General features: G+C 58.4%; 16 protein-coding genes. 14 read left to right on the top strand and 2 right to left on the bottom strand.

Features of this window, described 5'->3' with window-relative positions; all coding sequences use genetic code 11:
- Complete coding sequence (locus F3J44_RS09460; protein WP_167271912.1) at positions 1-816, top strand: gamma-carboxygeranoyl-CoA hydratase; 816 nt, start codon at positions 1-3, stop codon at positions 814-816.
- A complete protein-coding gene (locus F3J44_RS09465; protein WP_167271914.1) occupies positions 813-2765 on the top strand; it encodes an acetyl/propionyl/methylcrotonyl-CoA carboxylase subunit alpha in 1953 nt (650 codons plus the stop codon). Before F3J44_RS09460 ends, F3J44_RS09465 begins: the two co-directional genes overlap by 4 nt.
- A 328-nt stretch (positions 2766-3093) precedes the next feature.
- Here the strand turns inward: F3J44_RS09465 and F3J44_RS09470 are convergent, their stop codons facing one another.
- Positions 3094-3759 carry a LexA family transcriptional regulator gene (locus F3J44_RS09470; protein WP_205299795.1) on the bottom strand — a complete coding sequence of 222 codons (666 nt, stop codon included), beginning with the start codon at positions 3757-3759 and terminating at the stop codon, positions 3094-3096.
- A gap of 130 nt (positions 3760-3889) precedes the next feature.
- Between F3J44_RS09470 and F3J44_RS09475 the strand changes: the two genes are divergently transcribed.
- Positions 3890-4201 (top strand): hypothetical protein, encoded by a 312-nt coding sequence (locus F3J44_RS09475; RefSeq protein WP_167068194.1) that lies wholly within the window; start codon positions 3890-3892, stop codon positions 4199-4201.
- A 438-nt stretch (positions 4202-4639) separates the two neighbouring features.
- The gene (locus tag F3J44_RS09480; RefSeq protein ID WP_167271918.1) at positions 4640-5155 is read left to right on the top strand and encodes a DUF4880 domain-containing protein; all 516 of its coding nucleotides are present in this window, start codon (positions 4640-4642) and stop codon (positions 5153-5155) included.
- A 5-nt stretch (positions 5156-5160) separates the two neighbouring features.
- On the opposite strand, the gene tssM is transcribed toward F3J44_RS09480, so the two are convergent.
- Complete coding sequence (gene tssM / locus F3J44_RS09485) at positions 5161-8754, bottom strand: type VI secretion system membrane subunit TssM (RefSeq protein ID WP_167271921.1); 3594 nt, start codon at positions 8752-8754, stop codon at positions 5161-5163.
- Between the two features lie 387 nt (positions 8755-9141).
- Here tssM and F3J44_RS09490 point away from each other — a divergent pair, with 387 nt between their 5' ends.
- From F3J44_RS09490 to F3J44_RS09535, 10 genes are all read left to right on the top strand, one after another.
- Positions 9142-11307, top strand: coding sequence for a type VI secretion system Vgr family protein (locus tag F3J44_RS09490; protein ID WP_167271923.1), 2166 nt, complete (start codon positions 9142-9144; stop codon positions 11305-11307).
- Entirely contained in the window at positions 11307-12242 is a 936-nt protein-coding gene (locus tag F3J44_RS09495) for a DUF4123 domain-containing protein (protein WP_167271925.1), read from the top strand. Before F3J44_RS09490 ends, F3J44_RS09495 begins: the two co-directional genes overlap by 1 nt.
- Complete coding sequence (locus tag F3J44_RS09500) at positions 12239-15052, top strand: toxin VasX (protein ID WP_167271927.1); 2814 nt, start codon at positions 12239-12241, stop codon at positions 15050-15052. The genes F3J44_RS09495 and F3J44_RS09500 overlap by 4 nt, the downstream gene beginning before the upstream one ends.
- On the top strand, positions 15049-15990 hold the full coding sequence (locus tag F3J44_RS09505; RefSeq protein WP_167271930.1) for a DUF6708 domain-containing protein: 942 nt from the start codon (positions 15049-15051) through the stop codon (positions 15988-15990). The genes F3J44_RS09500 and F3J44_RS09505 overlap by 4 nt, the downstream gene beginning before the upstream one ends.
- Positions 15991-16195: 205 nt before the next feature.
- Positions 16196-18730 (top strand): toxin VasX, encoded by a 2535-nt coding sequence (locus F3J44_RS09510; protein ID WP_167271932.1) that lies wholly within the window; start codon positions 16196-16198, stop codon positions 18728-18730.
- A 280-nt stretch (positions 18731-19010) separates the two neighbouring features.
- Complete coding sequence (locus F3J44_RS09515; RefSeq protein ID WP_167271934.1) at positions 19011-19949, top strand: DUF6708 domain-containing protein; 939 nt, start codon at positions 19011-19013, stop codon at positions 19947-19949.
- A gap of 267 nt (positions 19950-20216) precedes the next feature.
- Entirely contained in the window at positions 20217-21152 is a 936-nt protein-coding gene (locus tag F3J44_RS09520) for a DUF6708 domain-containing protein (RefSeq protein WP_167271937.1), read from the top strand.
- 108 nt (positions 21153-21260) lie between these two features.
- Positions 21261-22070: a type IVB secretion system protein IcmH/DotU gene (icmH, locus tag F3J44_RS09525; protein WP_205299797.1), complete on the top strand. Its 810-nt coding sequence runs from the start codon at positions 21261-21263 to the stop codon at positions 22068-22070.
- 18 nt (positions 22071-22088) lie between these two features.
- The gene (locus tag F3J44_RS09530; protein ID WP_167271939.1) at positions 22089-22346 is read left to right on the top strand and encodes a PAAR domain-containing protein; all 258 of its coding nucleotides are present in this window, start codon (positions 22089-22091) and stop codon (positions 22344-22346) included.
- 69 nt (positions 22347-22415) lie between these two features.
- Positions 22416-23564: a M14-type cytosolic carboxypeptidase gene (locus F3J44_RS09535; protein ID WP_167271941.1), complete on the top strand. Its 1149-nt coding sequence runs from the start codon at positions 22416-22418 to the stop codon at positions 23562-23564.
- Positions 23565-23637: the final 73 nt, after the last annotated feature.

Consider the following 23637-nt stretch of genomic DNA (forward strand, 5'->3'; position numbering starts at 1 on the left):
ATGAGCGATTTCAGCACCCTCGAAGTGACCCGCGACCCCCGCGGCTTCGCCACCCTGTGGCTGAGCCGCGAGGACAAGAACAACGCCTTCAACGCGCTGATGATCCGCGAGCTGATCGTTGCCCTCGACCAGCTGGCCGAAGACGTTAGCCTGCGCTTCTTGCTGCTGCGCGGCCGTGGCCGGCATTTCAGCGCCGGCGCCGACCTGGCCTGGATGCAGCAATCGGCGCAGCTGGACTTCAACACCAACCTCGATGACGCCCGCGAACTTGGCGAGCTGATGTACGCCCTGCACCGCCTCAAGGCGCCCACCCTGGCCGTGGTGCAAGGCGCCGCCTTCGGTGGTGCGCTGGGGCTGATCAGTTGCTGCGACATGGCCATTGGCGCCGACGATGCCCAGCTGTGCCTGTCGGAAGTGCGCATCGGCCTGGCGCCGGCGGTCATCAGCCCGTTCGTGGTCAAGGCCATTGGCGAGCGCGCCGCGCGCCGCTATGCCCTCAGCGCCGAGCGCTTCAGCGGCGTGCGGGCCCGTGAGCTGGGCCTGCTGGCCGAGGTGTACCCCGCCAGTGAGCTGGACGCACAGGTCGAAGCCTGGGTGAACAACCTGCTGCAGAACAGCCCGCAAGCGCTGCGCGCCACCAAGGACCTGCTGCGCGAAGTGGACGATGGCGAACTCAGCCCTGCGCTGCGCCGCTACTGCGAAAACACCATCGCCCGCATCCGCGTCAGCGCCGAAGGCCAGGAAGGCCTGCGGGCCTTCCTGGAAAAACGCCGCCCTGCCTGGCAAACCGATGACACGAAGGAGCCGCGCCCATGAGCCGCCCCGTTCTGACCACCCTGCTGGTCGCCAACCGCGGCGAAATCGCCTGCCGGGTCATGCGCACCGCCAAGGCCATGGGCCTGACCACGGTCGCCGTGCACAGCGCCATCGACCGCGACGCGCGCCACAGCCGCGAAGCCGACATCCGCGTCGACCTGGGCGGCAGCAAGCCTGCCGACAGTTACCTGGTGATCGACAAGCTCCTCGCAGCGGCCAAGGCCAGTGGCGCCCAGGCGATTCACCCAGGCTACGGGTTTCTTTCCGAGAACGCCGGTTTCGCCCGTGCCATCGAGCAAGCCGGGCTGATGTTCCTCGGCCCGCCGGCCAGCGCCATCGACGCCATGGGCAGCAAGTCGGCGGCCAAGGCCCTGATGGAAGATGCCGGGGTGCCCCTGGTACCCGGTTACCACGGCGAGGCCCAGGACCTGGACACCTTCCGCGCTGCCGCCGAGCGTATCGGCTACCCGGTGCTGCTCAAGGCCAGCGCCGGTGGCGGTGGTAAGGGCATGAAGGTGGTGGAGGAAGAAAGCCAGCTGGCCGACGCGCTGGCCTCGGCCCAGCGCGAGGCCCAGTCGTCGTTCGGCGATGCACGCATGCTGGTGGAAAAGTACGTGCTCAAGCCGCGCCACGTGGAGATCCAGGTGTTTGCCGACCAACACGGCAACTGCCTGTACCTCAATGAGCGCGACTGTTCGATTCAGCGCCGCCACCAGAAGGTCGTCGAGGAGGCACCGGCCCCGGGCCTGTCTGCCGAGCTGCGCCAGGCCATGGGCGAGGCGGCGGTGCGGGCGGCCCAGGCCATTGGCTACGTGGGTGCCGGCACCGTGGAGTTCTTGCTCGATGCCCGTGGCGAATTCTTCTTCATGGAGATGAACACCCGCCTGCAGGTGGAGCACCCCGTCACCGAGGCCATCACCGGCCTTGACCTGGTGGCCTGGCAGATCCGCGTGGCCTGCGGCGAGCCGCTGCCACTGACCCAGGCGCAGGTGCCGCTGGTTGGCCATGCCATCGAAGTGCGGCTGTACGCCGAGGACCCGGCCAACGAATTTCTGCCGGCCACCGGCACCCTGGCGCTGTACCGTGAGTCGGCGGCCGGTGAAGGCCGCCGTGTGGACAGTGGCGTCAGCGAAGGCGATAGCGTGTCGCCGTTCTACGACCCGATGCTGGGCAAGCTGATTGCCTGGGGCCAGGACCGCGAGCAGGCACGCCTGCGGCTGCTGGCGATGCTCGATGAGTTTGCCATTGGCGGGGTGAAGACCAATATCGCCTTCCTGCGGCGCATCCTTACCCACCCGGCGTTTGCCGAGGCGGAACTGGACACGGGGTTCATCCCCCGCCACCAGCAGGCGTTGCTGCCTGCGCCCGAGGCCTTGCCTGCCGGCTTCTGGGAAGCGGCGGCCGAGGCCTGGCTGCAAGGCCAGGCGCGGAGCACCCGCGATGACGATGCCGGTTCGCCATGGGCCGAGCGCAATGGCTTGCGCCTGGGTTTGCCGGCGCGCAGCAGCCTGCACCTGGTGAGTGGCGGTGAGCGCCAGGCGGTGGCGTTGGAACGCACCAGCGCGCCGACGTGGCAGTTGGACGGTGAGCAGTTGGGGCATGACGCGGGCGGTGTTCGTCGCCGCCACCTGGCGGTGCGCCGGGGTGGCACGTTGTTCCTGCGCTGGGGCGGTGAGGTGCATGCCGTAGAGGCCTTCGACCCGATCGCCGAGGCTGAAGCCAGCCATGGCCAGCAAGGCGGGCTGGGGGCGCCGATGAACGGCAGCATCGTGCGCGTGCTGGTGCAGCCTGGGCAGGTGGTGGAAGCGGGCACGGCGCTGGTGGTGTTGGAGGCCATGAAGATGGAGCACAGCATCCGTGCGCCCCACGGAGGGACGGTGAAGGCGCTGTTTTGCCAGGAGGGGGATATGGTGAGCGAAGGGGCGGTGCTGGTTGAGTTGGTGGAGTGAGGCTGCCTGACGGGGGATTTTTGGCGCCTGTGAGATCGAGCGCCGCGCGCTTGGCATGGCATCGTTGGCGCCTATGAGATCGAGCGCCGCCCGCGCGGCGCTTCGCGAGCTACGCTCGCTCCTACGTTTGTTTCGGGCCAATGTTCATGTGGCCACCGCGCGCGCCGCCTTGGCGTATGTCTCGATATCGAGGTGAACGAACAAGGCGTCCGCGCGCGATGGCACAGGCGATACTGGCCCGAAACAAACGTAGGAGCGAGCATAGCTCGCGAAGCGCCGCGCGGGCGGCGCTCGATCTCACAGGCACCAAAGACGCCACGCCAAGCCCCTAGAAAACCCCGTGCACCCGCACAACCACCCCCAGAAACTCACACCCCTCTTCACACACAAGGGCCGGATAACTGCTGTTCAGCGCCTTGAGATACCGCTGCCCACCCTCCTCGGCCAGTTCACGCAAAATCGCCGTTTTCCCCGGCTGCCGCGCAATCACCAGACGCCCAGGCTCTGCCTCCAACCCAGCATCCACGAGCACCCGCATCCCCTGGGGCACACTGCGGCCACTGGCGGAGCTCATGGCATCGTTCTCCACGGTCAGCCAGAACGCCTGGCCTTGGGCAAAATATTCGGTTTGCTCGAACACCAACGCATTCTCAGGCTCTGCAATGCCGAGCTCATCCCAACCACGAACGGGGTAGCGAAAGCACACGATGTATTGCATGAGGTCGATTTCGTCATCATCCTCGACAATCGCATATCGGCCCTTGTCCTCACCCACCTGGCCAAGCACGCGCAGTACCATGCTGACATGGTAATGCGGCATGCCCAGCTCGACGAAGACACGGTTCATCGACTCGACCTTCGGTTGGCGCCGTTTGCCCAACCAATGGCCGATGCTGCCTTGAGACACCCCAACGCGCTCGGCGAGCTGCTCCTGGGAGATATCGAGCTCCTCGATCCGCTCACGGACGAGGGCAATCCATTTATCCATATTCATCGCTGGCACGATACGGACTGCCCTCTGGCGCTCAATAAACATTCAGTATTATTTACCCAAAGGCGCATGACTACTTTAAGTATTAAAATTAGCCAGACCCCACGCCCATAGGCCATCCACAGGTATCAGGATGAAACCACCGAAAAAAGACGTAACAGATCTCGACAGCGACGCCGCCCGCCGCGCCCTGGATTACTACCTCAACCCCAACCCGCCACGCGCGGACGAAAACAACCCGGTCTGGACCCTGCACAAAGGCGTCACCGCCGACCAGGCGCAGGAACATGCCATCGCCCTGCTACGCTGCGCCGCCGCCACGGCCCACGAAACCGCCGCTCATCAGGACGGCAGTACCCGCGAGCTGACCTTCGCGTTGATGCACATGATGGACATGGCCAGGGCCCTGCTGGAGCACAACCGCGCCGTGCAGAAAGCCTCGTAGGCCAGGAAAAAGAAGGGAGAAAACGTGATGGCCGGAACGGCAAAAGGCCCCGATTGCCGGGACAAGGCAGTGCTCCGGAGAAATATTTTCACCGGATGACAGAAAAATCATTTGACTGGCAAATGATAACGATTATTATTGCACTCAGCTGATCGCGAGATCCGCTGGATAACCTGAAAGCTTAGGTCGCTCTCAGATTATCTCCTCATCAGGCTAATCACGGTTTTTGACCCGGCTTTTTGCCGGGTCATTTTTTTTGGCTCTTCAGGCTAATGAAGATCGTTGATGGCCGCCATGATAGCAAAAGTGTGTCAGGGCGTGAACGCTCATTACAAAACTTTGCGGAATCAGCACTTGAGAATCAATCTCGTTTCGCCTACGCTAATTCCGCATCAAGGACGATGCCCCCACCCCTACCCCTTGAGCAAGGAGCTGTCCATGGCCCGTCTGCTGCTGCCCCTTGAGCACCCCACGCCTTCGCGCGAGCACACTGCCGAGCATGAACTGCTGCATGGGCTCAAACGCCTGCCACGGCGCGTACAGCAAGTGTTCCTGCTCAACCGCCTCGACCAACTGGATTTCGCCAGCATCGCCAAACGCCTCGATCTGCCGCTGCTGAGCATCGAACGCAACATGAACCAGGCGCTGCAGCCCGCAAACCTGCAAGCCAATGCCTCGGCCAGCAAGGCTGCCCAATGGTACGTGCGCCTGCAAAGCCCTGACGTCACCTCGTGCGAGCGCATCGACTTCCGCCGCTGGCTGGATGCCGACCCGTCCCACCTGCAAGCCTTTCATGACACCGAGCTGCGCTGGCGCAGCCTGCTGGCTCCGGCACGCGAGCTGGGGCAGGATGGCTGGTACCGGCAAGGGCGCGCAGCGCTTTCGCTGGGCGGGTGTTCGGTGGCAGTGGGCTTTGGCGTGGCTGCGCTGTTGCTGTTTGGGTACTGGGCCTGAGCCCATTACAGGGTGAACCGGGCTTCACCTGCACCCTGCTGATCAAACAAGGTACGCGGCAGCTTGAAGCCTTTGAACGGCTGCTGGGTGATCGGGTTATAGGCCTTTTCCGAGCGTAGTTGGTAACGAACTGCGCCATCGCCCGCCCTGAAGGTCAGGTCTACCGTCGTTTGCGTGCGCCCGTTCAGCCCGCCCCGGCTGAGCAGGCGAAACATCGACCAGGGCCCACGGTATTCCAGGCTGCTGCTGTTGCCGTTCTGGCGCAGCAAGGTCAGCGTGCTGCGTGCATGCTCAGGGTTCGGCCATACGATACCCGTCATCGGGCCCGTGCCATGGGTGTAGGCAATCTGCTGCCCCGCCACTTCGAGCAGGCTGGTGCGCTGGTTGCCACTGAGGCCCAAGGGTTCGATGCTGAACTGCACACTCAACTGGCCACGGTGGTCGAAAAAGCTTTCGCGGATGCGTGCTGCGTTTTCCAGCTGTTCGATCACATCGGCACGGAACAGCCCGCCACCTGGAGCCTTTGCGTGCCCCCCTTTCAGGTTTTCCTTCAGGACGGTATCCAGGTAGCGAGCCTGAAACTGCTGCAGCCGCCCGCTGGGGCCGAAGAACGCCGCGAAGTCGTCCAGCGCAGCATCCTCAGCGCGCACCACGAAGGGATAGCGCCGCGCCAGGCGCTCCTCGAAGAAGCCATGGATATCGGCCTGCCAACGGCGCTCCAACTCCTGCAGCGCCTCGTTCAACATCACTTGCGCAGTTTGTTCGGCCACCGACTCGATGTGTTGGCGGATTGGCTCAGGCAGGCCGATGGCAATGCGCTGCAAGGTCGTTATGGGGTCGCCACCCTTGGTTGCCGAGCGCTCAAGAACAGCCTCCAGCGCCGCGCTGCCCAGGTTCGGGCTGTCTTGTACGGCCCTGGCATAGTCATGCAGGGCCTTGATCGCACCCAAGGTTTCTTCGTAAAAGCTTGGGCGCTCACCCTTGGCTTCCATGACCTCGTTCAAGGCAGCGAAGGCTACGCGAATATCTGCCGTTTGGCTTACGGGTAACGGCTCGGGCAGTGGCTCGGCCACCGGGGCGGTACTGCCATCACCTTCCACAAGCACTGGCTGCGGCTGAAGCTGCGTGTTGTCTCGCACCGTTTCCAGCAACCGGCGAAGCGGCGCTGCAGGCCCGGTCAATTGCGCCAGCACCGCAACGCCATGGCCGAGGTCCTGGAACTCGGTCACCGTCAGTTGCTGCAGCGCTTGCTGCCAACTGTCGATGTAGTCGGCGCTATAGAGGGTGCGCAACTGATCGACCAACGCCGCGCGGTCGGCATCCGAATAGTCCAGTTGCTGGCGCTCGCCCAAAGCCCAGCGGTCGATCATGGCCATTTCACTGAGGTGCTGGCTGCGCGGCGCAAAGAATGCCGTAAAGCCCTGGGCCGTCAGCAAGGGGGCCAGGCGCGTGTTTTCGGCGGGCTGGTAAATGATGTCGAACGCCGGACCGACCTGCTGGCGCAGGTCCACGCCCGACTGCAGTGTTCGTTGTGCATCGTGCTTCAAGCTAGCGTACAGCCGCTGCTGCAAAGGCACCTGGCGCAGCGCCTGCTGGATGGCCGCGATACGCGGGTGATACGGCTGCAGGTCTGCGTCCGCGTAGGCCAGGGCATACTGCAAATGCTCCATCAAGGCACGCTGTACCTGGCCTTCCCCAGGAAATGCCCGTTGCCAGTAGCGCGCCATCCAAGCCTCTACCCAGGGTGCCTGGCGGTTCTGCCGGTCCTCGATCATGCGGTACACACGCAGCGCTGCCATTTGCTGCTCGCTGCCTGGGGGCGCCGCTTCCATTGCGTCCACCAGGCCACTGGCCAGGGCAGGCAGAAAACGCCGGGCCAACAGGCTCAGGTAGGCTTCATCGACCATCGGCCCAATGGCACGCCCCTGGTAAAGCCCGGCATCGGCCACGCCGGGCCAGGCGGAACGATAGTCGCCGAACACCGACACAGCCGCACGGATTTGCTGCAAAGGCTCCAGCAGGTTACGGCCAGTCGGGTCGAGCCGGGCGTCCACTTCACCGGCGCTGAAGGCCTGGGTTTTAAGCAGAACACTGCCCGCTTTATCCTGGTTGATGTCGGAGAAGCGATGCAGGGTTGCAGCAGCGGCGGCGATGGCCAGCAGGCTGATGCTGGAGCCGACCCAAAGGCTGCGGCGTTTGCGGCGGGTGACCCTCAGGTTATCACCGGCCAGGCCGGCTTCTGGATAGAGGATTTGCTGGAAAATCTGCTGGGCGAAGTAAGGCGAGGCCTTGAGGCCAGGTTTAAGCGCCTCCTGCAATGGCCTGGGCACGCGGTACCGCTGCGCGGACTCACGCACAAAAGCGTTATCGATTTCACCCTGCTGTATGACCGAAGACAGGTACAAACCACGCACCAGGGGTGCGGTGGTAAAACGGTCGCTTGCCAGGGCTTCGTGCAGAAAGGCCATCAACCCCGGGCGCAACCCGGCAAACTGGGCCTGAAAGGATAACAAGCGCTTACGTTGGCTTGCGTCGGTGAGTGCCCCCAAGCCGTCCCGCACGTGGGCCTGCACCAGCTGGATCATTCGGGCGTAATGATCGGAAAAATCGCTCAACCATGCATCGGACGAACCGCTACGGTCGAGTCTGGCTGTAAAGCCAAACAATGCGTCACGCTGCTCCATTCCCAGCCGGCTGAACAGTTGGCCAAAACCGTCCAGCAAATCGATCTTGCTCAGCACGATGTAGAGCGGCAAACGCAGCCCCAACTCATTGCTGAGCTCGAACAGCCGGGCACGCAATGCGTGTGCAAGGGCCACGCGTTGTGCCGGGGTAGCATGCAGCAGCGCTGCCAGGTCCACCACCAGTATCACGCCATTGAGCGCTTTGCCTGGGCGGTTGCGAGTGAGCCAGCCGAGCAAGTGAACCCATAGCCTGGCCGGGTTACCTGGCGGTACTGACGGCTCGCTAGTGTTTGCGGCAAGCGGTTGACGGGTCGGGATTATGCCTTGGGTAATGAAGTCCCCTGGCGGGTCGAGGATGATTGCATGGTCACTGACCCACCACTTCACAGCCTGGGCCGGCTGCTGCTCCTGGCGCCCCAGCGCCTGCGCCTTGCCGATTTGCGTGAGGGAAAAGCGCTGGCCCGAGCGCTCCAACAGGCTGCTCTTGCCTGCCCGTTCAGCGCCGATCATCAAGTATCGCGGCAAACGGTTCATCGCCCGACGGCCACCCACATGGCCCAGGAAGTTCGCCAGCTGCCGGTTCAGTTCGCGCTCCTGATCCTGCACGCGGCCCAATCCGGGGTCCCGTTCAACCGCATCGGCCTGTTCTCGCTCGTGCCGTAAACGACGAACACGCGATCGCGTGACGAACAGCCAGCAAAGTAATGGCAACACCACAAGCAACACACTGGCCATGCCTCGCATTTCTGCGCTTGCCAGCGGTTGATACGCTCGCCATCTCCATTGCGGGCCAAACCACCAAATTGCAACTAGCAATAACAAGATGCCTGTTGCCAAGAGGAGCGGGGTTAGCACGCCCACTCGCTTCATCACTGACCAGCCCCAGTGTTTCAAAGATTTCCAAATCTTATTCATACGAGATCCTACTGGGCCAATTACTTGATCCAGATCAAAGCTTTCAAATCAGGCGGACGTCGACGGAGAGAGCATCCAGCCCTCAACCCAACCAACTGCACAAGAGCGTAGTGCAGGGTTCGCCAGGAATACAAATAAATATTGCCTTACATCTTCAGGCTCGACCACAGGCCGCTGCACGGCGCACCGTCACAAGGGCGCGACAACCACAAGCGGCAACTAAAAACAATTAGAAACATTCGACAGAGAATATTCCTACAAACATCGATACCAATTCTTACAAGTGTAGGAAGTTTCCCACACGAAGAGCAGGCAAACCAAACGCCATGTTTATTGACGAGTGCCGAACCCCGCTTGCTAGAGTGAGTCGCGTCATGGAGAGAAACTATGCCCAAACAGTCTGACCTGCGTTTCAGCTTTCAACCTCTGGCCGCTGATGTCACTCTCGAAGTGGTGTCATTCGTTCTCGATGAAGCGCTCAGCACCCCGTTCCAGTTACACCTGGAACTGATCGGTTATGAAGATGACATCAACTTCGGCCACCTGCTCGACAAGCCGGCGCTCTTCACCATCTGGAACGGGCAACGCCCGGTGCGTTACGTGCACGGCCTGGTCAGCAGCTTCCGCCAGGGCGACAGTGGTTTTCATCGCACCCGCTATCACGCCCTGGTCGAGCCGCAACTGGCCCGTGCCGAGCTACGCTCGAACTGGCGCATTTTCCAGCACAAGACCGTCCCGCAGATTCTCGAACTGATGTTTCAGCGCCAGGGCATCCTGCGCCTGCAAATGAATGCCTTCGCCGAGCACAAGGAGCGCGAATTCTGCGTTCAGGCCGACGAAACCGACCTTGCCTTCATCGCCCGCCTCGCCGCCGAGGAAGGCTTCGTCTACCGCTTCGCGCACAGTGCCAAGGAGCACACGCTGATCATCACCGACCGCTTGCAGTCGCTTGGGATGATTAGCCGGGGCGCCCTCAATGCTGACGATACAGACGACGGTTTTTACGAGGACGACGATGCCGTCGGCCCCGACCAGGTGCTGTACCACGTCAACAGCGGTGGTGACCCCGCCATCCCGTGCCTGCGGCGCTTCCACTACAGCGAACAGGTGCGCACCGCGTGCCAGGTTCACCATGACTACACCTTCACCCACCCGGCCTACCGGCTGAACCAGCGCGCTGCAGCCTATGGCGTGGTGCACCAGTCCATGAACTACGAGCGCTTCGACTACCCCGGGCGCTACAAGCGCAGTGCGGTCGGCATCCCGTTTACCGAAACCCGCCTCAGCGGCCTGCGCCACGATGCCTGCATCGCCAACGTCGAAGGCGACGACATGCGCCTGCAACCTGGCCTCGCCTTCACCCTCAAGGGGCACTCGCGCCAAGACCTGAATGCGCTCTGGCGGGTCATCAGTGTTCACCACGAAGGCAGCCAGTTCACCAGCCTGCAGGAGGATGCCGCCGACGCCAAGCAAGGCACGCATTACACGCAAACGGCCGTGCTGGTGCCGGGCAAGATGGAGTGGCGGCCAGCGCCCCTGCCCCGGCCACGGGTCGATGGCCCGCACATGGCCACCGTGGTCGGCCCGCCTGGCGAGGAGATCTACTGCGACGAGTGGGGCCGGGTGAAGGTCAGCTTCCCCTGGGACCGGGAGAGCAGGAACAACGAATTCAGCTCCTGCTGGGTTCGGGTTTCCCAGGCCTGGGCGGGCGGCAGCTGGGGCGCCATGGCCATTCCACGCATCGGCCAGGACGTGATCATCCACTACGTCAACGGCGACCCCGACCAGCCGATGATCACCGGGCGTACCTATTGCGGGAACCAGCTGCCGCCCTACGACCTGCCCGAACACAAGACGCGCATGACCATCAAGAGCCAAACCCACAAGGGCGAGGGCTTCAACGAGCTGCGCTTCGAAGACGAACTGGGCCGCCAGGAGGTGTTCATCCACGCCGAGCGCGACCAGAACAACGTGGTCAAGCACGACGAAACCACCCAGGTTGGCAATGACCGAAGCGAGCAGGTCGGGCACAGCGAGACGATCAGCATCGGCCATGACCGTACCGAGTCGGTGGGCAATGACGAGCGCGTGCAGATTGGCCAGGACGCGTTGCTTGATGTGGTGCGCAACCAGATCACCACCATCGGCAAGGACCACAGGTTGGAGGTGGGCAACCATCGTTTCGACCGAACCGCAGCAAACCACACCCTCGAAGTGGGTGGGCATCGGGAGGAGGCTGTTCAAGGCCACGTACACCTGACTGCCGGGCAGGAAATCCAGCAACACGCCAGGCGCTTCACACTTCAGGTACAGGACGAGATCGTGCTGGAAGGTGCCGGCGGCACGCTGATGATCGACGCCAATGGCATCACCCTGAAAGGCGTGGCGCTGCATATTCAGGCGCCGCTGGATATGCAGGCAACAGGTGCGGGCAACAGCCATGTCGCAAGCGGCGTTCCTGCCCAAGGCTCCGGGTTGGATCAAGTGTGCGAAATGCGCAGCGATGGCCGCTGTACTCGCTCGCCCTGCCCTTGTGCCAAGGAGCGCACGTGATGGACAGCAGCTATGTCGATGCAGGCTGGCCCCGTCAACGGCTTACGGTTGTACCGCCGCCGGCCTGGCCGCTGCCATTCACGGAACACGCCTGGCTATTGCTCAGCGGCGACCAGATACCTTCACTGGCTGAGGACATCCGCAGCCTCTGCGCCCCCGGCCAGTACCATTGGGTATGGCGTGGCACAGCCGAGGAGTATGCAGGCCCCGGCTATCAGGCAGGCCCACTGCTCGCCCGCCTGAATGAGGCCCTTCTGGCACGCTTTCTCGACATCTGGGGCCCGCAGCAGCAGGGCTCGCTGCTGGCCAGCCACCAGGACGTCTTGGCACTGCTTGGGGCACTCAAGCACGCCAGGCACCTTCGGGCCTCGGATGGCAACACACTGGTCTTTCAGTGGAGCCGCCTGCGCAAGCTTGAGGAGCTTTGCGAAGCACTGCCTCATCAGCAGCTCTTGCAGTTGCTCAGCCCACTCCAGCGATTGATTTGGCACAGCGGCCTGGGCCGCGACTCATGGTTGCAGCTGACGCTGGACGATTCCAGCCCCCTCCCCCTGCCCCAGGCCACGATCCTGAACCTCACCCAAACGGATGAAAGCGCGCTGAACAGCGCGGGGCACGCCTGGTTCCTGCGCCATGCCTGCCACGCCATGGAACATCACTTGAAGGCGATGGACGTGCCATTCGATCCGCTTGATTTACGCCGCCAGCTAGCGGACTTCGACCGCGAAGCCGGCTACTGCGGGTTTCACCTGGAAGGCGAGCGCCGCTATTACATGCAACTTCGCTTGCTGTTCCCCGAACAGCCCTTCGTCAAGGACCGCCCCCTCTACAACCTGCTGCTCGACACCGGCACCCAAGGGCAACAACGGCTGATGGATATCAACGACCGCCTGCTGGCGATCTCCAGCCCGATTACCACGAGGGATCAGCAATGACCCGCAGCTTCAAACGCGCCATTCAACCCGATCACCCCTGCGCCCCCAGGGTTGGCCAGGCCATTGCGCCGCCGCCCTGCGAGCGCGGCATTCCGCTCTACCCCGTGCGCTATGGCATCGCGGATCAACCGCTGGACCGTGAAATCTTCCAGACCCTCAGCGTCGATCAGTACCCGCCCCTGCAGTCGGCCAAGCCCTACGGGCTAAGGCTGCTGCGCCCGGGCAGTTATCTCTACCTGTTCTACTTCCACCAGGGGCGCATGAAAACCCGCCATTACCAGGTGACCGAGGACGTGCGCTTCGCCCACCTGTGGTGGACACCAGAGGACTACAACAGCGATGCACCCGGCAGCCACGCACACCCGGACACCGCCCGTGCCGCCTACCACGTATTGGCACCCGAAACCCGTATCGCTGACAGGGTGTACCTGATGGTCAGCGAAGCCTTGCTCAGCCACGCCACCCTGTGGCGCATCGAGCAGGACGACGGCGGCCTGCGCAGCCAGCTTGCCACTGCCGTGCAACCGGCAGGCTCGCCCAAGCAGCCGCATGTGTTCGATTCAGCCCATGCCGGCAATGCCTTGGCTGACCTAAAGCCTTCCGGCACCGCCGGCATATTCCCCCTTTTCGCAGGCCCCTCAAAGCGCCCAGACTTCATGGCTCGCTATGGCCAGGCCTTGATAAACCTAACCCGTCAGTTAGGCCCACGCCCAGGCGTAAGCCCATTGGCAGTGGCCCTGCATGACCCTATCGGGATAGTGAGCGAACTTCACCACTTGGTGACCCTGGCCGTTGAAAGAAAGACCCGCTACGCCGGCCAGCACGCCCACCGCCTGCAGAGTGCCAATTTCATTGCTGGTTATTTCAACGCCGCCAACCAGCAGGCCGGAAGCAACGCCGAAACCGCCGAAGCCCTCAAGCGGCAACGCAAATTGCTGGATTACGAAGGCGCAATGCGCTTCCCCGATCTGTATGCCCAAGAACTGGCGAAGCTGGACAACGCCGTTGCCGAACAGGTTGCGGATGTTATCGCCTGGGTTCGACTGATCGATGCCGAACAATTACTGGGCAAGGCGCTGGAAACCTTCGACTTGCAGGTCAAGGCGGTGGCGGATGCTTACGAAGAAACCGTGTTCGACTGCCTGGGTGGATTGGTGCATTGCAGTGAAGGTCGGGATTTGCTGCATGACGTTGTGATGATGCCGACCGACCAGAGCCCGTTCTGGTTGGCGGTGGGCAATGGCAGCGAATTGCTGGCCGGCCGGTTCAAGGAAAAGGCCGGAGACCTCGTCAAAGGGGCGTTTGCGGTGGTGGATAACTACCTCGACGAGCACGCCGGTACACCTGCGACCAATGCATTGATGGGGTTACTGCAGGCACTGCCAACCATTCATAAGGCGGATGTGTTGGTGCCTAGGCTCAAGGCTGTGGTGGAGATCAGGTTTAACATCACCATAATTATGCGCGAAATACACTTAACAGATATTTTGCAGCAGGCACGAAACTTCCAAGCGCAGCGTGCCTCAGGGCATGAGTATTTAGATGGTTGGAAGCTACCGCCACCGAAAACCGCTCATATCAAGTTCACTGCACTCATAAAAATTTACGAACTCGTAGAAATCGGGAAAACCACCTACCAAAAGAGCGCATCAATGGGTGACACCCCCAAGACAACGCCAGCCACTTCACAAACAGTGAACATATTCACAAAAATGCTAAGCACGATACGAGAAAGTTTAGGTCCAGCACTATCGGGCCTAGGCTTGTATCTAGCCATTACAAATCTTGCGAGCACTTTAAAAAAAGCACAACAGGAAGGTGATGCAGCGTTACACGTGATCGATTTAGTTGGCGCCGCCTCAACACTAATCGGAGCCAGCATAGAATCTGGCGCTACCGCAATCGCGACATATCACAACCTCAGGGGAAATCCTAAGCTTTCATCTGGGGTCAGATACTTTGCTGCGAAAAGGGGAATCGCTCTATATGGTACAGGCGGTGTCGCACTGACCTCAATCATCGACAGCGTCAGAAGTTTGCAGTCAATTCGAGATAACAATCCTGAACAAGCTGCTATGTATTTCGGATCTGCATTTGCCGGGGGTGTGGTTGCGTTCGCAACGTGGGCGGGCGGAACAGCGGCCGCAGCAAGCATAGCTTCCAACACAACGGTAGCCGTACTCGGACTAACCCCGTTGGGGTGGTCAGTAATCTCATTAATCGTGCTAGGCATAGCCATTGCCTTTGTCGCAGGAGTTGACTCAAAAAAACATGGTCCGATAGAAGTTTGGCTCAAGCATAGCGCCTGGGGAAAAAACCACAGGCACTACTTTATGCAAGAGGAGCTTGACACGATCCACAACCTATATTACCGACCACGAATTTTTACCGAGTGGGCACAAACGCCAGGTTATAGGGTAGGAACACTCCGCATTGCTTACGAATTACCAAATATCACGGATAACTTCCACGAGCACTTCCAGCATCGCCTATCTGTGAAGATCAAAAACTATCCCCTAAGGCAGATAACAGGCCCCATCGCACATGCCCCTGACACTCAATCATTTGACCCCCAACATGAGTGCCTCATCACCCCTACATACTCCGGCAAAAAGCCGACTGGATGGGCTATTCAAATGCATCAATCGGCACGGGTAGAGCTTGAATATTTATTCCTTCCAAACCTAAATAGACCAGATCTTTATATCAACCAACAGGGAGCTCCCTCCGCGCTTGAGTTCAGGGCATCCAATATTTTTTCAGAAACTATCGACCCTATCAAACTAGAACCGGTTAATCCTCCACGATGAAAACCAAAACAAAACGATTACCTAAAAGCATACGATTCGGAGGAACACGCCTTAGACATGGGGTACATCAGTCAACTCCACCTCAACCGGATGGAGTTCGCCGCATCAACGATAGGTGCGTCGAAATTGAAACTTATGCCAATCTCACACTAGGCGGAACGGCTGGCTTCATCGGCTCAACACTATTAATTTCACCAATACTCTCAATTTTTTTTACATTTTTTCTTGGCGCCACACCAGAAAGGTTATTAGGGATGATTATAGCAATGCCCGCACTCCCCCTACTGGCCGTGATATTTTACTTTGCCAGTGGGGCACATCGATGCCGCGGCGCCTTTATCCGCATCAATCGCATCACCCGCAAAATTTATTTTATACACAATAAAAACCCTAAGCACATGCACATCCTCGATTGGAATGGTATTGAGGGCTTTGCGGGATTCATACCTATTTTCAGCTCTCACGGATACACTACCCGACACCCGCTATATTTAATTGGTATCGATCATGCTCTAGACCCACCATCGGAAGTCTTCGCCGCCTGTGGCAACGCTGGAGCTATTACTGGAGATCAATCTGCACGCTCACTCTGGACATACCTACAACATTTCATGGCAAACGGCCCCGAAGACCTTCCAAAACCTGATGTACGCCCATCCAACCTGAGCCGTCGTGAAGCAACTCTGCTTCCCTACAAAGAATGGGCTGACGATGTACGCCAACAGTTTCGTACTCCACGCGACTGGATTCTATCCCCTGTAACAATTCTAATTGCACTCTTCCTGCTCGTTTTTGACGCATACCCAGAAAGCTTTGAAGCCTGGCTCCAATACAATGTTCCGCATCTCAAATTCCCTCACCAAAACGACGTACTCTGCGGTTTTGCTGAAAAACGCAAAGCGATAATACGAGTAAATGGTGTGAAAGTTGATCAGTAAGAAATTGTCACGACAGGGGCAGCTCCAAAAAAAAGCTGCGCCGCTAATACATATAGTTTCGCCTGCTCGTCCCTGTACATCTATTCGCCAAGGATCTCACCGTCCCAAAGCTGCTCGACAACAACACTCAGGGCCAACAACGGCTGATGGATATCAACGACCGCCTGCTGGCGATCTCCAGCCCAATTACCAAGAGGGATCAGCAATGACCCGCAGCTTCAAACGCGCCATTCAACCCGATCACCCCTGTGCCCCCAGGGTTGGCCAGGCCATTGCGCCGCCGCCCTGCGAGCGCGGCATTCCACTCTACCCCGTGCGCTATGGCATCGCGGATCAACCGCTGGACCGTGAAGTCTTCCAGACCCTCAGCATCGATCAGTACCCGCCCCTGCAGTCGACCAAGCCTTACGGGCTAAGGCTGCTGCGCCCGGGCAGTTATCTCTACCTGTTCTACTTCCACCAGGGGCGCATGAAAACCCGTCATTACCAGGTGACCGAGGACGTGCGCTTCGCCCACCTGTGGTGGACACCAGAGGACTACAACAGCGATGCACCCGGCAGCCACGCACACCCGGACACCGCCCGTGCCGCCTACCACGTATTGGCACCCGAAACCCGTATCGCTGACAGGGTGTACCTGATGGTCAGCGAAGCCTTGCTCAGCCACGCCACCCTGTGGCGCATCGAGCAGGACGACGGCGGCCTGCGCAGCCAGCTTGCCACTGCCGTGCAACCGGCAGGCTCGCCCAAGCAGCCGCATGTGTTCGATTCAGCCCATGCCGGCAATGCCTTGGCTGACCTAAAGCCTTCCGGCACCGCCGGCATATTCCCCCTTTTCGCAGGCCCCTCAAAGCGCCCAGACTTCATGGCTCGCTATGGCCAGGCCTTGATAAACCTAACCCGTCAGTTAGGCCCACGCCCAGGCGTAAGCCCATTGGCAGTGGCCCTGCATGACCCTATCGGGATAGTGAGCGAACTTCACCACTTGGTGACCCTGGCCGTTGAAAGAAAGACCCGCTACGCCGGCCAGCACGCCCACCGCCTGCAGAGTGCCAATTTCATTGCTGGTTATTTCAACGCCGCCAACCAGCAGGCCGGAAGCAACGCCGAAACCGCCGAAGCCCTCAAGCGGCAACGCAAATTGCTGGATTACGAAGGCGCAATGCGCTTCCCCGATCTGTATGCCCAAGAACTGGCGAAGCTGGACAACGCCGTTGCCGAACAGGTTGCGGATGTTATCGCCTGGGTTCGACTGATCGATGCCGAACAATTACTGGGCAAGGCGCTGGAAACCTTCGACTTGCAGGTCAAGGCGGTGGCGGATGCTTACGAAGAAACCGTGTTCGACTGCCTGGGTGGATTGGTGCATTGCAGTGAAGGTCGGGATTTGCTGCATGACGTGGTGATGATGCCGACCGACCAGAGCCCGTTCTGGTTGGCGGTGGGCAATGGCAGCGAATTACTGGCCGGCCGGTTCAAGGAAAAGGCCGGAGACCTCGTCAAAGGGGCGTTTGCGGTGGTGGATAACTACCTCGACGAGCACGCAGGTACACCTGCGACCAATGCATTGATGGGGTTACTGCAGGCACTGCCAACCATTCATAAGGCGGATGTGTTGGTGCCTAGGCTCAAGGCTGTGGTGGAGATTCGGTTTAATGCCACGATAGTTATGCACGAAATGAATCTCGCAGATTTTGTTCGACAAGCCAAGGAGTTTCAAATCCCAGAAATTCTTGAAGAAAATAAACTTAAGCACTGGAAATCGCCACGCGCCAGTGCCAACCAAATCAAATTCACAGTCCAAATAAAAATTTACGAATTAATTAAGATTGGAGAAACAACTTACCAAACAACAAATCCATCCCATAGCACCACCCAAAACAACCACCTTTCAAAAAAGGAAACCAACCTGTTTTTACGCACAAAACATACACTAAGCTCAGGACTCGGACCTTCATTAGCAGGACTCGGAGGGTTTTTAGCGATAACAAACCTAACCAACACCATAAAAGCAGCGAGAAATAGCAATGAAACAGTTTTCAGTGTATTCGAACTAGTAGGCGCCAGCGCAACGCTAATAGGTGCAGGAATTGAACTCACCACCACAGCACTGTCACTAAAGTTCCAGATCGCCGGACAGAAAACGGGCTTATCTACAATGAAATATTTGTCTTCAAAATTTGGCGTATCATTTTTTGGAGCAGGCGGAGCCGGGCTAGTTTCTCTGATTGACAGCGCAAAAGGTATCCGAGCAGTCAAAGAAAAAAACACTGAACAAGCAGCTATGTATTTTGGCTCTGCTATCGCAGGAGGGGTCATAGCTCTCGCTTCATGGGCGGGAGGGACAGCAGCAGCGGCAGGTGCAATAAGTACAGCTGGCCCAGTTACGGTATTAGGGCTCACACCACCAGGATGGTCGATTTTAGCATTAATTTCACTTGGCGCAGCTATAGCATTTTCAGCAGGCGTTGATTTAACAAAGCATGGGCCGGTAGAAATATGGTTAAAACATAGTGCCTGGGGAAAACATTTCAAGCATTACACAAACCTCGAAGAACTTAATGCCGTGCATAATTTGCATTATCGCCCTCGCATATCGGCTGACTGGCAGCAAACCTTCGGATTTCGGGTGGGAACCCTCCGAATTACGTATCAACTCCCACATTCCAGCGACATACCAACCGAAGAGTTCCAAACTCGACTATCACTCTCACTACATGAAAAAAACTCAAACAAATAACGGGCCCTATAGCACATAACACAGAAAAACGAGCTACCAACTATGAGATTGAGTGCCTGGTCACTCCTACGTTTCATGGTGGAAAACCAAATGGTTGGAGTATTCAAATGCACCAATCCGCAAAAGTCTGGCTAGAGTACTTATTCATCCCAGACACTGCGCAACCCGATATTTATTTTCAACAAAACGGAGCGCCGTCTCCGCTAGAATTTAGAGCACCCGATCTATTTTCAGAAATCATAGACCCAGCCAAGCTAGAATTGATTGAGCCCCCTAAAAAATGACGGCAATAAAAAAACTACCGAAAAACCTTCGCTTTGGGGGTAAAAAGTTATACCACGGCACCCAGCAGCCTTCTCTTCCAGATTCTGACGGGGTACATCGCATCAATGACAAATGCATCGAAATCAACACCTACGCCAACATTGTTAGAAGCGGAAGCGCCGGCTTCATTGGCGTCTCGATTCTAGCATCCATCATAATATCAATTATGATTACCCTGGTGCTTGGCACAGATACAGAAACGCTTCTAGCCATATTAATGGCCAGCCCTTCGCTACCCTTATTTTCTATTGTATTTTATTTTGCCAGCGGGGCTCATCGGTACCGAGGATCATACATCCGAATTAACCGAAACACACGAAAGCTCTACTTCATACATCCAAACAACCCAAACTATATGCACGTTATTGATTGGGACAGTATCGAAGGCTTAGCTGGATTCATACCCATTGTAACTTCGCACGGCTATACCACGAGGCATCCTCTCTATCTCTTCGGCACCGACTACGCCATGACGCCTCCCACAGAAATATTCGCTGCATGTGGAAACTCTGGAGCTCTTGATGGTGGTCAGTCAGCTCAATCACTTTGGGCATACCTACAGCATTACATGACCCATGGCGCAAAAGACTTGCCCTCACCACCGAATCAAACTGCAACAGTGAGCCGACGAGACGCAACGCTTCAGCCATACCGAGAGTGGGCGGATGATTTCCGAAAACAGCTTTGTAAAAAACACGGCTGGCTATGGGCTCCCTTCACAATTCCCGAATATATATTTTTGCTGCTTTTTCACGCCTACCCCAATAGTGTCGAAGCGTGGATTCAATACAATGTACCCTTCGTTAAATTTCCTCGCGAAATCGACGTAATCTGCGGCTTCGCCGAAAAACGGAAACCGGTAATACGTGTAAATGGTGTGAAACTTGATCAGTAAGCACCGCTCACGACAGCCCGGCTTCGAGAAAGCAACTTCGCCGGCCCTTACCCAATCAGCCATTCGCCAAGGATCGCACCCTCTGCAATTCATACTCGGCACCGGCACTCAGGAGCAATCTCGACTGATGGATTCCGACAACCGCCTCCTAGCCATTCCCAGCCCGACCACCGCAAGGGATCAGAAATACTCCTGCAATTTCAAGCGCGCGATCTCCGCCCTCGTAGAGGCGAGCAAATTTAATTTATTTCGAGATCCAGTTAGATTATGAAAATCAAGAACTTGCCTAAAAGTCTAAAAGCTGGCGGCACGATTTTACCGCACGCCTTAAATCATCACATTTTACCGTTGCCAGACGGAGTACATCGTATAAATGACACCTGCATCGAACTCGAGACATATTCAAATCTCACAAGAAGCGGCAGCGCTATGTTCATTGGATTATCGGCATTACTGTCACTGATATTTCTTGTAGTTGTCGCAATTTTTGTCAGCACCGACAGCAAAGTCCTACTGATAGCTCTAGCATGGTCACCGCTTACTCCCTGTATTGCCTTGGCCATGTATTTTGCAAGCGGCGCTCATCGCTGTCGCGGCGCTTATATCCGTATAAACCGAATCACCCGAAAACTATATTTCATATATCCAAACAACCAAAAACACATGCACATCATCGACTGGGACAAAATAGAGGCTATGGCTGGGTTCATCCCGATAGTTTCATCTTACGGCTATAGCTCCCGCCACCCACTTTACCTCTTCGCCATTGACTATCGCATGAGCCCTCCCACTGAAATATGCGCTGCCTGTGGGAACCTTAGCGCGCTAGATAATGGGCGCTCCGCTCGTGCCCTCTGGGAATACTTACAACGCTTTATGAGTGACGGAATACAAAACCTACCCCTACCGCCAAAGCGTGCCGAGAAGCTAAGTCGACTCGACTCCACAATTCAACCTTATAGGGAATGGGTAAAAGACATTCAAGAAAACCACTCAAAGACTCGGGCCTGGCTGTGGTCACCACTAACTATACCCCTAGCAATTTTTCTACTGCTTTTTTACACATACCCGAATAGCGTCGAAGCATGGATTCAATACAACGTACCCTACGTTAAATTTCCTCATGAAAACGACGTACTCTGCGGCTTCGCTGAAAAACGCAAGCCCGTGATACGAGTGAATGGCGTAAAGACTGGCGATTAGATACCGCCCCACCTTCGAAGGTCATCAACCCAATAACTGAACTCCAAAACTCCTGTTCATTTCGCAACCGATTAAGCCAACCTCTCACAACACTAGGTAACTCTTAAAATGCCATCCAACACACTACTCCCAAAACTTACAAAACACGCAGAAAAACATAACGCCTCCCCCTCCTCCACTTCAACCACTCGCTTCCTCCTGCAGCATGCACCGGGCGACCCCGACTTCGACCTGCGCACCGGCTTCATGAACCCAATGTGCAATGCCGCCCTGTCACTGCTTGGGCTAGCCCTTCGCTTGGAAACACTCGACGACATCGACGATCTCGAAGAGCTCTATCGCGTTGTCTCTATCCAGATAACCAACATCCTCGCGGAAATGGCCCAGCTTCCCTATGAGCCTTTACAGGTATCGGCCTTTTCCTACGCGCTGTGCCTGTACTTGGACCAAACCGTCATGGACCGGCCTTGGGGCAAAGTTTCAGTTTGGAGCCACATGCCGCTGCTGAGTGAGTTTCACGACGACGCCTTGGGTGGTGAAAAATTTTTTGTAATCCTGGAACGCATGAAACAGGAACCCGCGCGTTTCGTGGACGTACTGGAATTCATGTACCTGGTGCTGTGCATGGGTTTGAAAGGCAAGTATGCCGTCGTCCCCGGGGGGGATAAAACACTTGAAGCCCACATCGCTGAACTGCGCACGCTGATCAGCAAACAGCGCGGGCCACTTCCTGAACTGTTTCCCGATGCGCTGAGCAACGTTGCGCCTCGCAACTTCCGCATGCGCCGCCACTGGCCGTGGTGGAGCCCATTGGTGCTAGCTACCGGCATGATCACAGGCATGTATGCCTACTACAGCTACCGATTGCGCCTTGTCACCGCCGAAGTGCTGGATTCACTCAACCTGATCTTGCAGTAGTCACGTTCTGGAGCCTCAATGAACCCCATCGTCCTCATCGGCCACCGCCACGACTGCCCCCTCCACGGCGCCACCACCGTCACCACCGGTGCCGCCCACGCCACCGTCAACGGCTCCCCCATCGCCCGCGTCGGCGACGAAACGTCCTGTGGCGCCATCATCGAAACCGGTGCCGCCCACTTGCTCATCGAAGGCAGCCCTGCCGCGCGGGTGGGCGATACCACCAGCCATGGGGGCACGCTGGTCGAGGGTGACGCGAGTTGGCTGGTGGCGTGATCCGGCGCACTCACGGGGCGCCCAAGCGGTGTACAGTAACCCCCACAACAATTCCCAAGGAGCCCGCCCATGACCGTGACGCTGTCCCCCCTGCAAATCGACTGCGCCTTCGATTCCGGCAATATCCGGGTACTGGATGCAAGCAACCCGGCGCAGGTGCACCTGGCCATTCGCCCGGACACCCACAGCGGCCACTTCCAGTGGTTCCACTTCAAGGTCAGCGGCCTCACGCCGGGCCAGGTCCATCGCTTCAGCCTGGACAACGCCAGCGAGTCTTCCTACAAGAACGCCTGGAGCGGTTACAACGCGGTGGCCTCCTACGACCAGCAGCGCTGGTTCCGGGTGCCGAGCCAGTTCGATGGCAAGGCGCTGGCGTTCGAGGTCAAGGCCGAGCAGGAGCAGATCTGGTTCGCCTACTTCGAGCCCTACCCGCGTGCGCGCCACAACCAGCTGATCGAGCGGGCCCAGCAGTTGCCGGGCGTCGAGTTGCTGGCCCATGGGCGCAGTGTGCAAGGGCGGGACATTCCGCTGCTGCGCGCCGGCGACGGCGCAGCGGGCAAACGCAAGCTGTGGCTGATTGCCCAGCAGCACCCGGGCGAGCACATGGCCGAATGGTTCATGGAGGGGGTGATCGACCGCCTGCAGGCCAATGATTCGACCGTGCAGAAGCTGCTGGAAAAAGCCGACCTGTACCTGATTCCGAACATGAACCCCGACGGTGCCTTCCTCGGCCACCTGCGCACCAACTTCAAGGGCAAGGACCTGAACCGGGCTTGGCAGGATGCGAGTGTGGAGCTGAGCCCTGAGGTGTTCTTCGCCCAGGCGCAGATGAAGCAGTACGGGGTGGATGCCTTTATCGATGTGCATGGAGATGAGGAGATCCCCCATGTGTTCACCGCAGCCTGCGAGGGGAACCCAGGGTACACGCCACGGCTGGCAAAGCTTGAGGAGCAATTTCGCAGCACCTTGTGCAGCGTGACCCGGGACTTCCAGACGGTGCACGGGTACACCCGGGATGAACCGGGGCAGGCCAATACCACGTTGGCGTGCAATGCGGTGGGCATGGCGTATGACTGCCTGTCGCTGACGTTGGAGATGCCGTTCAAGGACCACGACGATGCACCGGAGCCGGTCGCTGGGTGGTCGGGGGCAAGGTCCAAGGCCTTGGCGGGGGCGGTGTTGGAGACGCTTTTGAAGATGGTTGACGATTTGCGCTGAGCAAATTCGGCCCCTTCGCGGGCAAGCCCGCTCCCACAGGTACCGCACTGGCCTTGAGCCTAGCGGACAACCT

Origin of the sequence: Pantoea sp. Tr-811, assembly GCF_011752535.1 — a bacterium.
Taxonomy (GTDB): domain Bacteria; phylum Pseudomonadota; class Gammaproteobacteria; order Pseudomonadales; family Pseudomonadaceae; genus Aquipseudomonas.